The sequence below is a fragment of the Bacillus sp. PS108 genome, from assembly GCF_037963335.1.
Lineage (GTDB): Bacteria > Bacillota > Bacilli > Bacillales > Bacillaceae > Bacillus > Bacillus subtilis.
The window spans coordinates 1,505,339-1,518,083 of the sequence record NZ_CP150155.1 but is presented as its reverse complement, the minus strand read 5'-3'; the positions used below and the strand labels follow the sequence as shown (position 1 = coordinate 1,518,083).

Below are 12,745 nucleotides of genomic sequence, written 5' to 3'. Positions count from 1 at the left end.
GTCACGTTTTTCTGTAAACTTAATATAAGACGTAAAAGGGGATGGAATTTATGAAAAAAATGAATTGGCTTTTACTATTATTTGCATTTGCAGCGGTTTTCAGCATTATGCTGATCGGCGTCTTTATCGCTGAAAAAAGCCCTGCAGGCATTATCGCCAGCATTGTACTTGTTTGCGCTGTCATGGGCGGCGGATTTACATTAAAAAAGAAAATGCGCGAACAAGGCTTGCTTGATTAAAAGCATTGCCCCGCCGGCGACATTGTAATCAAAAAACACCGCAAAGAAAGCGGTGTTTTTCATTTCTTAAGCCTTATCTCCCCTGTTTCTTAGTCAGGAAGATGCAAAACAGCCTTCATACATAGACAATCGTTCTAACGATCACACGTGCAGCCTTCAAAAAGTAGTTCGGCAACGATACACATAAAATACCATAGCGCCTATTCCTCCACCGGAAACTACTCCCTATAATGGAATTTGTAGCACAATTCATAAAAGGGAGAGAAGAAACATGAAGAAAACATTTGTAAAAAAAGCTATGTTAACGACTGCCGCAATGACCTCAGCTGCTCTATTAACGTTCGGTCCTGATGCAGCCAGCGCAAAAACACCGGTTGATAACACTGCTGTTCAACTCCAGCATCAGGCGAGCACTAACGAAGATCTCAATACATTCATTGATATATTAAATCAATGTATTTACGAACAAGACGGTGTATATTATTTTGACAGCGAAAAAGCTGTCGAGTTAGGAATGACAAAAGAAGAGGCTCAGGTAATTGCTACACTCTGGGAATCGACATCAGAATTTTTCAGCATTGTTTCACAATGTGTGTATCTCGAGGATGGAAATTACAAATTTGATACAGAAAAAGCAGTTGAACTTGGCTTCACAGAAAAAGAAGCACTTGCACTTGAACAATTTTTCTCCGCTGTTTCTCTCAAGATTCACATTCTTCAAGCAGCCATTGTGCTACAAGATGATGTGTACAGCTATGATAAAGACGCAGCGCTACAAGCAGGTGCAACGCCACTGCAAGCTGACGTTTATGAAAAACTCTTCAGTGCCCTGTCACAAGAACAGCTTGCCGCTATTTACGATATGATTCATCCCCAGGCTTAATGTAAAAAAGCGCTTGCCGGAATCGGACAAGCGCTTTTTTTATATCAGCAGTTTGATGATCAGCATCATGGCAACCGCCGCTCCAAACCAGCAGGCAGCTTTCATGATCAGTAATCCATAGTACCTCTGTTTAAAACGCAGTTCTTCTTCCGGCAGATAAGCCTCCTCAACGGCCTGTTCGCTTTCCAATTCAAATGGCTCAGCCATCGTGTCATACATGTCTCTGCAGCTGCTGCACATTTTTAAATGCTCTTCTATAACGTGTTCCGTTTCTCTTTTACAATCACCTTCAAGATACAGAGGAAGCAGGTCTCTTACTAGAAAGCAGGTCATATCCGCTCCTCCTCTCTACTTTTCGTCATGTTTTTCTTTAGCTCTAATCTAGCCCGGTGCAATGTGGTTTTCACCTTAGAAAGACTCCATCCTAATATCTCAGCGATTTCTTCATAAGAAAGCTCTTGGAATTCTCTTAAAATCAAAACGGATTGATGCTGATCTTTTAACTTCAGGAGCTCCTGCCGCAGTGTTTCGCTTTTCACCGTCCGTGACAGATACTGTTCAGGCTGGTCATAAGTTGTTTGCGTTAACCCTTCATTTTTGCTGATTTCAGTAAATTGGTATTTGACATCCCTTCGGTACCAATTGATAAAGGTATGATGCGCAATGGTGTAGAGCCATGTTCTGATGGAAGAATGCCCCCTAAACGAAGCCAGACCGTTAAGAGCTTTTACAAACGTGTCCTGCGCTAAGTCCTTGGCTGTTTCAAGATGATGAGTCCTTCTGAATAAATAATTTAAAATTTCTTGATAATACTGCCGATACAAGTCCTCAATGGAATCCCTATGCTTCATTAAAAGTAAAACCACACCGTCATCCAAATGGCCAATAAAATGAAACAGATATACATGGAAGACAGGTATACTTTCATATATCTGATTTGGCTTTCTTCTTCAGCACCGGGACTTCTCTTTAAACAAGTTTTACTCTTTAAGTCTTCCGCATTCTTTTGAAATAGGGATTCATGCTGTTTCATCCATTCCATTGATTCATCCTCTAGTTCTCCTTCTTTATACAGGTCGTATAAGTCTACAAAAACAGACTCTTTTTCTTTATGATTCATAAAGACTTTTCACCTCTTGTGTTTCTCCATCCACTACATAGGCATCATGGCGATTTGAACCAAACGGCTGAATAATGATCAGCCATGCATAATGCCGTTCATCCCCTCTTTGAACGATAATCGGACGCATACGCTTTTTGTAAATGACATCCTGATATAGAGAAGCTACTTTTTCGTAAGCCAATGTTCCATTACGATACGTATAAGGGAATGACTGATCAGGTGTATCGCTATATACATAAACGTTTAGCTGACCTTGATCTTCAAAAAACTCATATGTTTTAGAAGAATCAGTATACATCACCATGTCACCCTGACTGCTTTTTTTCTTCTTTTCTGATCCACGAGCATCGAAGATCGATAATATCTGATGCTGCATCCGGCTGTTAGCCATTGAGATATTCTTTTTCATCGGAAGCGAAAGACTATGTAAACAACCTGATTCGCCCTCAAATTCCAAAACAATTCCACCTTTTGTTTCCACTCTCACCATGCTTCCGAGCAGGCTATTGCTTTCAATATCAGTGATCTGATAAGGCTGTTTTGAGATGTTCAGCGCTGTAAACATTTGTTCCACTTTGTCTTGAATGTCTTGTTCCGTTATATGAACATGCAGAAGAGAGTCGAGCTGGTAAATCGATGGATCTTCACTAAAACCCATTAAGGTTTCCTTTTCCCAATAAAATACCGCGCCATCATCAGCATGATCTTTTTTATGCAGTTGATTTTTCAGGTATATACGTACGACTGTCTGGCCGTCCTCATTTGATACCTTTGTTTCGATATGATCCTTATGTAACACACGTCCGTGTCGCTCAAGGAAAGCGATGGACTTCCGCTTGTACTCCTGATTCGTTAGCTTTTTCCCATGTGCTTTTTGTAAGTATTCATAATTACGAATCAGCTGCGATACTTCATCTACCTCAGCTTTGTAACCTTTGCTTTCAAATGAGTAGAAATAATGCACATCCATGTTTGTATCATGCAAATAAAGTGTTTCATCCGTAGGAAAAAATGACTTTAGTATCTGTTCCGCTTTTTCTGATGAAATGTGCTCCCCGACAAAATTGAATGAATCATGGACATTTGCTGGCTTTGATACAGCGAAAGCAGCCGTTCCTATGTTATATATCGGATTTAACAGCAGGACAAAAAACACCAGGACAGCCATCGTCACCCACTTATTCACACGCACATAAACCTTTCCTGACTTTTGGAACAGATGATAGCTCATCAAAAATCCCGCCATTGCCAAATAAATCGTATATGGCATTACTGCACCATAATCTTTTGAGATTTGATTGGGATATGGCGCAAGCAGCAAGACAAGCAGTCCGATAATCAGCGTATAAAATAAGCCTAGTAAGATCTTATCCGTTCTCCAATACAGCTTGAAAAACACTACATTCAACGCAATGGGAAGAGTGATGATGAAAAACAGAAACACGAATGCAATCGGCTCCATCCCATCCGGGTATTCCTTCCAATACGAAAAGAAACTAAAAATCATTTGTACGATCGGCAAACTGACAACGGCAAGGTCGAACGTATAAAACTTACCCTTTCCGCCATGATCACGCGGCATCAGCATATAGTGTATAGCCGTCAGCAGCACATATCCGTATAACAAAAAATGCAGCAGCGGCAGCAGTTCTTTTCCGTCCTCTCTTAAGTAAGCGCTGGTGAAGTTTGTTGATTGCACCTGGTGAATAAGTTCAACAGACACTCCCGCCAGCAGCACAATCCGCAATATAACACCCGCCAAGAACATTGTTCGCTGCCGGTTTATTTTGGGATGATGCCCCAAAAGATATAAGCCCGCCAGAACAACAATTGACCATTGAATCAGCAGGGTGCTTTGTCTGCTTAATATAAAATAACGTTCGAAATGCAATACATAATGACTGAATAACTCCAACACGAACAACAATCCTTTACTTCTTATTAAGGCCTCATTCGGTTAGACAGCGGACTTTTCAAAAAGTTTCAAGATGAAACAAAAATATCTCATCTTCCCCTTGATATGTAAAAAACATAACTCTTGAGTGAACCATCACATGACACTTGACTCATCTTGATATTATTCAACAAAAACAAACACAGGACAATACTATCAATTTTGTCTAGTTATGTTAGTTTTTGTTGAGTATTCCAGAATGCTAGTTTAATATAACAATATAAAGTTTTCAGTATTTTCAAAAAGGGGGATTTATTGTGGGTTTAGGTAAGAAATTGTCTGTTGCTGTCGCTGCTTCGTTTATGAGTTTATCAATCAGCCTGCCAGGTGTTCAGGCTGCTGAAGGTCATCAGCTTAAAGAGAATCAAACAAATTTCCTCTCCAAAAACGCGATTGCGCAATCAGAACTCTCTGCACCAAATGACAAGGCTGTCAAGCAGTTTTTGAAAAAGAACAGCAACATTTTTAAAGGTGACCCTTCCAAAAGGCTGAAGCTTGTTGAAAGCACGACTGATGCCCTTGGATACAAGCACTTTCGATATGCGCCTGTCGTTAACGGAGTGCCAATTAAAGATTCGCAAGTGATCGTTCACGTCGATAAATCCGATAATGTCTATGCGGTCAATGGTGAATTACACAATCAATCTGCTGCAAAAACAGATAACAGCCAAAAAGTCTCTTCTGAAAAAGCGCTGGCACTCGCTTTCAAAGCTATCGGCAAATCACCAGACGCTGTTTCTAACGGAGCGGCCAAAAACAGCAATAAAGCCGAATTAAAAGCGATAGAAACAAAAGACGGCAGCTATCGTCTTGCTTACGACGTGACGATTCGCTATGTCGAGCCTGAACCTGCAAACTGGGAAGTCTTAGTTGACGCCGAAACAGGCAGCATTTTAAAACAGCAAAATAAAGTAGAACATGCCGCCGCCACTGGAAGCGGAACAACTCTAAAGGGCGCAACTGTTCCTTTGAACATCTCTTATGAAGGCGGAAAATATGTTCTAAGAGATCTTTCAAAACCAACAGGCACCCAAATCATCACATATGATTTGCAAAACAGACAAAGCCGCCTTCCGGGCACGCTTGTCTCAAGCACAACGAAAACATTTACATCTTCATCACAGCGGGCAGCCGTTGACGCACACTATAACCTCGGTAAAGTGTACGATTATTTTTATTCAAACTTTAAACGAAACAGCTATGATAACAAAGGCAGTAAAATCGTTTCTTCCGTTCACTACGGCACTCAATACAATAACGCTGCATGGACAGGAGACCAGATGATTTACGGTGATGGCGACGGTTCATTCTTCTCTCCGCTTTCCGGCTCATTAGATGTGACAGCGCATGAAATGACACATGGCGTCACCCAAGAAACAGCCAACTTGATTTATGAAAATCAGCCAGGTGCATTAAACGAGTCTTTCTCTGACGTATTCGGGTATTTTAACGATACAGAAGACTGGGACATCGGTGAAGACATTACGGTCAGCCAGCCTGCTCTTCGCAGCCTGTCCAACCCTACAAAATACAACCAGCCTGACAATTACGCCAATTATAGAAACCTTCCAAACACAGATGAAGGCGATTATGGCGGTGTACACACAAACAGCGGAATTCCAAACAAAGCCGCTTACAACACCATCACAAAACTTGGTGTATCTAAATCACAGCAAATCTATTACCGTGCGTTAACAACGTACCTCACGCCTTCTTCCACGTTCAAAGATGCCAAGGCAGCTCTCATTCAGTCTGCCCGTGACCTCTACGGCTCAACTGATGCCGCTAAAGTTGAAGCAGCCTGGAATGCTGTTGGATTGTAATATTAGAAAAAGCCTGAGATCCCTCAGGCTTTTATTGTTACATATCTTGATTTCTCTCTCAGCTGAAACGACGAAAAGATGCTGCCATGAGACAGAAACGGCTCCTGATTTGCAAAAAGAGGGATGCAGCCGCAAGTGCGCATTTTATAAAAGCTAATGATTCAGTCCACATAATTGATAGACGAATTCTGCTACAGGTCACGTGGCTATGTGAAGGATCGCGCGTCCAGTTAAGAGCAAAAACATTGACAAAAAAAATTATTTATGCTAAAATTTACTATTAATATATTTGTATGTATAATAAGATTCTCCTGGCCAGGGGAATCTTATTTTTTGTGGAGGATCATTTCATGAGAAAAAATGAGTCCAGCTTAACGTCTCTAATTTCAGCTTTTGCCCGTGCATATCACAGCCGATATGACACACCTCTTATTTTTGATGATTTTATCGCAAAAGATCTCATTAACGAGAAAGAGTTTATCGACATCAGTAAAAATATGATTCAAGGAATATCGTTTTTCAACAAAGAGATCGGCGAACGTCTTCAAAATGATCCTGAAAAAATATTAAAATGGGTTGCACAAATCCAGCTGTCTCCCACGCCCCTAGCACGTGCTTCTTATTGTGAAAAAGTCTTGCACAACGAATTAATCCTGGGAGCAAAACAGTATGTCATTCTTGGCGCGGGGCTTGATACTTTCTGCTTTCGGCATCCAGAATTAGAAAATAGCTTACAGGTTTTCGAGGTTGATCATCCGGCTACACAGCAATTCAAAAAAAATAAGCTGAAGGATGCAAATTTGACAATTCCGGGTCATCTTCATTTTGTTCCTATGGATTTCACCAAAACGTTTTCGTATGACCCTCTCTTAGATGAAGGATTTAAGAACACAAAAACATTCTTCAGCCTTCTCGGAGTGTCTTATTATGTAACACGGGAAGAAAATGCAAGTTTGATCAGCAATTTATTTTCTGATGTCCCGCCTGGAAGCTCTATTGTTTTTGATTATGCGGACGAAACACTTTTTACAGCAAAAGGGACGTCGAATCGAGTTGAACATATGGTGAAGATGGCTGCCGCAAGCGGGGAACCGATGAAATCATGTTTCACTTATCAAGAGATTGAACATCTGTTAGAGTCATCTGGTTTACTGATCTATGAACATCTATCACCAGACGACATCAATGACCTTTTCTTTAGTAATCGAAAAGACAATTTGTCAGCGTTTGAAACGATTCATTATATTCATGCGGTAAAAAAATAATTTTCAAATCATCAGAAGCCTCTCAATGTTTGAGAGGCTTTTTATTTGAACCCGCATGCAGCAAATAAGCTGTCGTTATCATACGGCAGCTTCTGCTAAAGGCTTCACCAAGATCATAAATGATTTGCCTTTCTCATCTTTTTCCGTTTTCAGCTGTTCAAAGCCGCATTGGCTTAAAAACAGTATCCATTCCCTGCGCTCAATGGGAACTCCCGCAAACATCGCTTTATGTTTCGCTCTAAGCAATTTGCTGATCTGTTCAATGATCATCTTCGCATGTCCCTTTTTTTCTTCAGCCGGGTCAATCAGGACCGTTCCGAGCCACGGCTTACCGTTTGAAGGAGACCACTCGAGATGGTAGCTGGCGGCAACAGGCATACCGTCTTTTTCCCATACAAGCCATGAACCGTTGTACATGGAGTAGGAAATGATATAGTCTTCTGCATCTTTATCTCCAAACTCCTCCTCTTTCCATACAGGATGAGCCTCCGCGAGCTTTTCTAACAAGCTGAGATCATCCTGCTCAAATGGCCTACTTCCGAGCATGAAGATACTCTTCAAATATCGTTTTATGTATAGATGGGTTTCCGGCTAGCACACTGTGGTTTTCTAAAAAGGTAAACGGCTCTCCTTCAATGGTCGTATAGGTGCCTCCTACTTCATTTAACAGCACACAGCCGGCTGCGTAGTCCCATGGCGCAAGCCGCATCGTGATGTAAGCATCTATTCTTCCTGCCGCGACATTTGCCAGCTCTAAAGCGGCAGAACCGTAGGAGCGTGTGCCTCTGACTCTTTTCACAAGTGGCGCTAACACACTTTGATCAATTCTTCTGTTTTCCGTTACCCATGTTGCATTAATGGCAAGAATCGCTTCTTCAATGACGGTTTCTTTTAAAGGAGCCAGCTTCGTTTCATTCATATAAGCCCCTCTGCCGCTAAATGCGTGATACAGCTCATCGTGCACCACATCATAAATTAAACCGATTTTCCCTTCACCGTTTTCAAAAATCCCAATGGAAATCGCAAAATTTCTTTGCTGGTGCACAAAATTCATCGTCCCATCAATCGGATCAATAATCCATACGACTCCCTCAAGTGAGTGGATTTTGTCTCCTTGCCCCTCTTCACCGAGTATCCGATGTCCCGGAAATGTTTCTTGAATTCGATCAATGAAAAACTTTTCGGTTTCTTTGTCAATATTGGTGACTAAATCATTCGGATTTGATTTCGTTTCAATTGTCAGGCTTTCATGCATGGATTGTGTAATTCTCGCGCCTGCTTCTCTTATCCACTTCTTTGCAATCTCATCAATTTCCGTCCAATTTGTCATTCGTTCGTACCTCTCTTCTATGTAGACCTTTTATTTTATAGGATACTGATAACGGCAATGAAAAAGCAAGGAAAATGAAAAATATCCCTTCTCACGTAAAAACGAACCATTCATGCGGTTCGTTTTCACTATCGCTTTTTTACCCGTTAAGACGAATCCATTCTTTTCTAAGTCGCTCAAGTTTGTTTTTGCTTTGTTCAATCTGCTCTTCATTTTCTTTCTGCATTGCTTCATATAGGGTTGCCAATTCATAATCAACCTCTAGTCTCCAGACAGCAACACGATTGTTTTTCTCTTCCTTAAATCCCTCTTTTACAACTTGCCTCATTGTCTTTCGCCCCTTCCAGAGATCATTTGTTTGTAAAAAAGCATCCCATTTTGCCATTCAACAATGATTACTTCTTATATCGTATGATTGTTCTATTTACGCGCAACATGATTCTGAAAATTGTGTGTTTACCTACTCGTTTATTACCACATTTCCCCTTACTTCAAACGCGCTCAATCTTTTTGAAGCTCGTATGAACTGTGATAAAATATGTATACTTAGCATGAAGGAGGAAAATCATGACACAAATGCGTTTCACTGAAGAAGACTTTAACACATTTACAATAGAAGGCTTAGACGCGCGCATGGAAGTATTAAAAGAGACGGTCCGTCCGAAGCTTACAGCTCTAGGCGAACATTTTGCCCCAACTTTATCAGCTTTAACCGGAGATGAAATGTTTCCGCATGTGGCGAAGCACGCAAGAAGATCCGTCAATCCCCCGGCTGACAGCTGGGTGGCGTTCGCAAACAGCAAAAGAGGCTATAAAAAACTGCCGCATTTCCAAATTGGTTTATGGGAAAGCCACGTCTTTGTGTGGTTCGCGATTATTTATGAATCCCCTATCAAAGAAGAATACGGCAAATTGCTTGAAGTGAACCAAGAAACCATTACGAAAAATATCCCTGACAGCTTCGTTTGGTCTGCAGATCACACAAAACCGGGCGTACATAAACAGTCTGAAATGGACAAGGAACAACTGAAGACACTGTTTGAGCGTTTGCAGACTGTAAAGAAAGCTGAGCTGTTATGCGGCATCCAGCTCCAAAAAGAAGAAGTGCTGAATATGAATAACCAGGAATTCCTTCAGCGTATCGATGATGCCTTTAAGCAGCTTGCTTTTCTGTACCGTCTCACCCAAAAAGTATCACAAGCATAAAAAAGAGCCGGGATATCCCCGGCTCTTTTTCTTACATCTTAATCTTCGCGTGATCAGATTCTCTCGCCTGTTTGACCGTGCGATAAGGAGAATATGTACTTTGTTCCTCAAACTCGCCGCATATCTTTTTTTCTTCGGCCTTCCCCGGTACAATTTCCTTGAAACGGCGGTAAGCTTTAAGCAGTTCTTCACGATCCGCCCCTTTTTCATATGCAAGCTCAACCTGCTGGAAAAATGCAATCACATCCACTGCTTCTTCGGTTGTCCAATCTTCATTCATCGGATATTGATACTCCATTTTCTTCACTCCTTATAGATTTACTTCCCTTAAGAGAAAGCATCTTCATTTGATCATAAATTGTTCTTTACATTCTTTCAAGTTCATAATATAATTCATTTGTTTTACGTCTAAAAAACGGTTGAGAAACTGATTTTAATACACACTATTATGCATAGGTATGATTACAAAGGTGGGAAAACAATTGTCGCAACATGAAACACCCTTATACACAGGACTGAAAAAGCATGCAAGCAGACAGCCTGTTCAATTCCACATTCCCGGCCATAAAAAAGGGGCAGGAATGGACCCAGAATTCAGACAATTTATCGGTGAAAACGCGTTAAGCATAGATTTGATTAATATTGAACCATTAGACGATCTGCACGCGCCAAAAGGCATTATTAAACAAGCACAAGACCTGGCTGCTGAAGCATTTGGAGCGGATCATACATTTTTTTCTGTTCAAGGAACAAGCGGCGCCATTATGACAATGGTAATGGCTGTTTGCGGACCTGGCGATAAAATTATTATTCCAAGAAATGTTCATAAATCAATTATGACAGCTATTGTATTTTCCGGAGCGATTCCAATTTTTATTCATCCTGAAATTGACAATGAATTGGGCATCTCCCACGGCATTACACTTGAATCTGCTAAACGGGCGCTTACCGAACATCCGGATGCAAAAGGGCTTCTCGTCATCAACCCGACATATTTCGGTGTTGCAGCCGACTTAAAAAGCATCGTAGAACTCGCTCATTCGTTTGATGTGCCAGTGCTTGTGGATGAAGCACACGGCGTTCACATTCATTTTCACGATGAATTGCCGCTTTCAGCTATGCAGGCAGGAGCAGACATAGCAGCGACAAGTGTCCACAAACTGGGCGGATCACTGACACAAAGCTCTATTTTAAACATGAGAGAAGGCCTTGTATCTAAAGACAGAGTGCAATCCATCCTGAGCATGCTGACAACTACGTCAACTTCTTACTTGCTTCTCGCTTCTTTGGATGTTGCCAGAAAACGCCTTGCAACAGAAGGCCACCAGCTTGCTGAGGAAACACTCAAGCTTGCCAATCAGACGAGAGATCGCCTCAATCAGATTGAAGGCATTTATTGTGTCGGTTCTGAGATTCTTGGGTCGAAAGCAGCTTACAGCTATGATCCGACAAAATTGATTATCTCTGTGAAAAGTCTTGGCCTGACAGGACATGACGTGGAAAAATGGCTTCGTGAATCCTTTAATATTGAGGTTGAGCTTTCTGATCTGTACAATATTTTGTGTATTTTCACTCCTGGTGACAGCCAAAATGATGCAGACCGGCTTGTAGAGGCTTTAACTGAGATCGCACAGCAAATGTCAGAACAAGATGTAACACATCAGCAAACTGAGGTTCTGCTTCCAGAAATACCTTTATTGGCAATGACTCCGCGTGATGCTTTTTATGCAAATACGGAAGTCATCCCATTAAAAGAAGCATCCGGACGGATTATTGCTGAATTTGTCATGGTATATCCGCCTGGTATTCCAATCTTCATTCCAGGAGAAATTATTACAGAAGAAAACATCAGCTATATTTTTAAAAACCTTGACGCAGGCCTCCCTGTTCAAGGACCTGAGGACTCGACTTTACATATGATCCGGGTCATCAAAGAACAAAAAGCAATTCAATAAAAAATAAAAAGCATGCGGCTTAAAGCCGCATGCTTTTTTTTACTCTTCATCAACAGGACATTGACATTGTCCGCAGCAAGTTCCATATAATGTTGTCACTTTCTCATCTTCAAAGTAATGAATGGCTTCGTTGCAATCTTGGCAAACAATCGTACCCATCTCTTATTCCCCATTTCTTTGAAATTTGAAAACGCTTAATTTCTTTTGTTGTTATTATATTAATATGTCACATTTAAAATGTCAACAATAAACTGTATAACACATTTAATTTTAGATCATCATATAGACCGTGCTTTTCCATTTTCCCTCATACAATATCTTCTTCATACAGAAGCTTTACTCGATATATATGCCACAGCACATAATGTAATTTCACGTTTTCTTGAACTTTCATCCAAGAATGCAGCAAAAAATTCAATATACCCAGGTTGCTATTTTAAACGATTGATATAATATGTAATCTCACTTTAAAAACGGTTTCAATTATATAACAATTAGGTAACAAGAAGCAGATTAAGCCGCCTCTCGTGATAAACTAAAGCTAGTTAACTACTGTTTATACAGAGGAGAAGATAGATGCGATATCGCGCGGTATTCCCCATGCTGATAATAGTATTTGCTTTATCGGGCTGTACGCTTTCCACCATCAATCCGATGAAAAAAAGCCGGATTGACAACATTCATCATACACAAATCCTGTTTTTTTCTGATGAGAACCAAATAGACCAGGAAGCGCCTTATTACGATGCACTGCTTGATTTAGAAAAAGATTATCCCGAGCAAATAGATAAAATGAAGGTCTATGATAAAAAAGAAGGCTGGGAAGATGAGATTGAAACTGTCCCTACCCTTATGGTTGTTGATCAGCGCCATGTCGTGGTGAAAATCGAGGGATGTGTGAAAAAGAAAGAAGACATCATTAAACCATTACAGCATGTGCTGTCAAAATAAAAAAACAGCCCCGCTT

16 protein-coding genes are annotated in these 12,745 nt (G+C 40.8%); 7 read left to right on the top strand and 9 right to left on the bottom strand.

Features of this window, described 5'->3' with window-relative positions:
• Positions 1 to 50: 50 nt before the first annotated feature.
• On the top strand, positions 51 to 239 hold the full coding sequence (locus tag NSQ16_RS07970) for a YlaF family protein (protein ID WP_003245500.1): 189 nt from the start codon (positions 51 to 53) through the stop codon (positions 237 to 239).
• A gap of 271 nt (positions 240 to 510) precedes the next feature.
• Positions 511 to 1,122, top strand: coding sequence for a hypothetical protein (locus NSQ16_RS07965; RefSeq protein ID WP_003232282.1), 612 nt, complete (start codon positions 511 to 513; stop codon positions 1,120 to 1,122).
• 39 nt (positions 1,123 to 1,161) lie between these two features.
• On the opposite strand, the gene sigQ is transcribed toward NSQ16_RS07965, so the two are convergent.
• The 4 genes from sigQ to NSQ16_RS07945 are packed head-to-tail and all read right to left on the bottom strand — an operon-like array spanning position 1,162 to position 4,172.
• A complete protein-coding gene (gene sigQ, locus NSQ16_RS07960) occupies positions 1,162 to 1,455 on the bottom strand; it encodes an anti-SigP sigma factor SigQ (protein ID WP_003232283.1) in 294 nt (97 codons plus the stop codon).
• Positions 1,452 to 1,973, bottom strand: coding sequence for an RNA polymerase sigma factor YlaC (gene ylaC / locus NSQ16_RS07955; protein WP_038430006.1), 522 nt, complete (start codon positions 1,971 to 1,973; stop codon positions 1,452 to 1,454). The genes sigQ and ylaC overlap by 4 nt, the downstream gene beginning before the upstream one ends.
• Positions 1,973 to 2,242 carry a hypothetical protein gene (locus NSQ16_RS07950; protein WP_003232287.1) on the bottom strand — a complete coding sequence of 90 codons (270 nt, stop codon included), beginning with the start codon at positions 2,240 to 2,242 and terminating at the stop codon, positions 1,973 to 1,975. The genes ylaC and NSQ16_RS07950 overlap by 1 nt, the downstream gene beginning before the upstream one ends.
• Complete coding sequence (locus NSQ16_RS07945) at positions 2,232 to 4,172, bottom strand: hypothetical protein (protein ID WP_339232677.1); 1,941 nt, start codon at positions 4,170 to 4,172, stop codon at positions 2,232 to 2,234. Before NSQ16_RS07945 ends, NSQ16_RS07950 begins: the two co-directional genes overlap by 11 nt.
• Before the next feature lie 284 nt (positions 4,173 to 4,456).
• Here NSQ16_RS07945 and nprE point away from each other — a divergent pair, with 284 nt between their 5' ends.
• Positions 4,457 to 6,022, top strand: a complete 1,566-nt coding sequence (nprE, locus tag NSQ16_RS07940; protein WP_003245026.1) for a neutral metalloprotease NprE — start codon at positions 4,457 to 4,459, stop codon at positions 6,020 to 6,022.
• Positions 6,023 to 6,372: 350 nt separating this feature from the next.
• On the top strand, positions 6,373 to 7,287 hold the full coding sequence (locus NSQ16_RS07935) for a class I SAM-dependent methyltransferase (protein WP_038427640.1): 915 nt from the start codon (positions 6,373 to 6,375) through the stop codon (positions 7,285 to 7,287).
• Between the two features lie 78 nt (positions 7,288 to 7,365).
• On the opposite strand, the gene NSQ16_RS07930 is transcribed toward NSQ16_RS07935, so the two are convergent.
• The 3 genes from NSQ16_RS07930 to NSQ16_RS07920 form a co-directional block, all read right to left on the bottom strand.
• Positions 7,366 to 7,794, bottom strand: a complete 429-nt coding sequence (locus NSQ16_RS07930; RefSeq protein WP_072692649.1) for a GNAT family N-acetyltransferase — start codon at positions 7,792 to 7,794, stop codon at positions 7,366 to 7,368.
• Positions 7,795 to 7,819: 25 nt separating this feature from the next.
• Positions 7,820 to 8,617 (bottom strand): inositol-1-monophosphatase, encoded by a 798-nt coding sequence (gene suhB / locus NSQ16_RS07925; RefSeq protein WP_003232297.1) that lies wholly within the window; start codon positions 8,615 to 8,617, stop codon positions 7,820 to 7,822.
• 139 nt (positions 8,618 to 8,756) lie between these two features.
• Positions 8,757 to 8,945, bottom strand: coding sequence for a hypothetical protein (locus NSQ16_RS07920; protein WP_009967148.1), 189 nt, complete (start codon positions 8,943 to 8,945; stop codon positions 8,757 to 8,759).
• Positions 8,946 to 9,184: 239 nt separating this feature from the next.
• Here NSQ16_RS07920 and NSQ16_RS07915 point away from each other — a divergent pair, with 239 nt between their 5' ends.
• Complete coding sequence (locus NSQ16_RS07915; protein ID WP_015252167.1) at positions 9,185 to 9,823, top strand: YktB family protein; 639 nt, start codon at positions 9,185 to 9,187, stop codon at positions 9,821 to 9,823.
• A gap of 31 nt (positions 9,824 to 9,854) precedes the next feature.
• On the opposite strand, the gene NSQ16_RS07910 is transcribed toward NSQ16_RS07915, so the two are convergent.
• Entirely contained in the window at positions 9,855 to 10,121 is a 267-nt protein-coding gene (locus tag NSQ16_RS07910) for a UPF0223 family protein (protein WP_014476700.1), read from the bottom strand.
• Between the two features lie 184 nt (positions 10,122 to 10,305).
• Here NSQ16_RS07910 and speA point away from each other — a divergent pair, with 184 nt between their 5' ends.
• Positions 10,306 to 11,778, top strand: a complete 1,473-nt coding sequence (gene speA, locus NSQ16_RS07905; protein WP_017694801.1) for an arginine decarboxylase — start codon at positions 10,306 to 10,308, stop codon at positions 11,776 to 11,778.
• Positions 11,779 to 11,817: 39 nt separating this feature from the next.
• On the opposite strand, the gene NSQ16_RS07900 is transcribed toward speA, so the two are convergent.
• Positions 11,818 to 11,937: a GapA-binding peptide SR1P gene (locus NSQ16_RS07900; RefSeq protein WP_003232305.1), complete on the bottom strand. Its 120-nt coding sequence runs from the start codon at positions 11,935 to 11,937 to the stop codon at positions 11,818 to 11,820.
• A 417-nt stretch (positions 11,938 to 12,354) separates the two neighbouring features.
• Here NSQ16_RS07900 and slp point away from each other — a divergent pair, with 417 nt between their 5' ends.
• Positions 12,355 to 12,729 (top strand): peptidoglycan-associated lipoprotein Slp, encoded by a 375-nt coding sequence (gene slp, locus NSQ16_RS07895; RefSeq protein ID WP_003245672.1) that lies wholly within the window; start codon positions 12,355 to 12,357, stop codon positions 12,727 to 12,729.
• Positions 12,730 to 12,745: the final 16 nt, after the last annotated feature.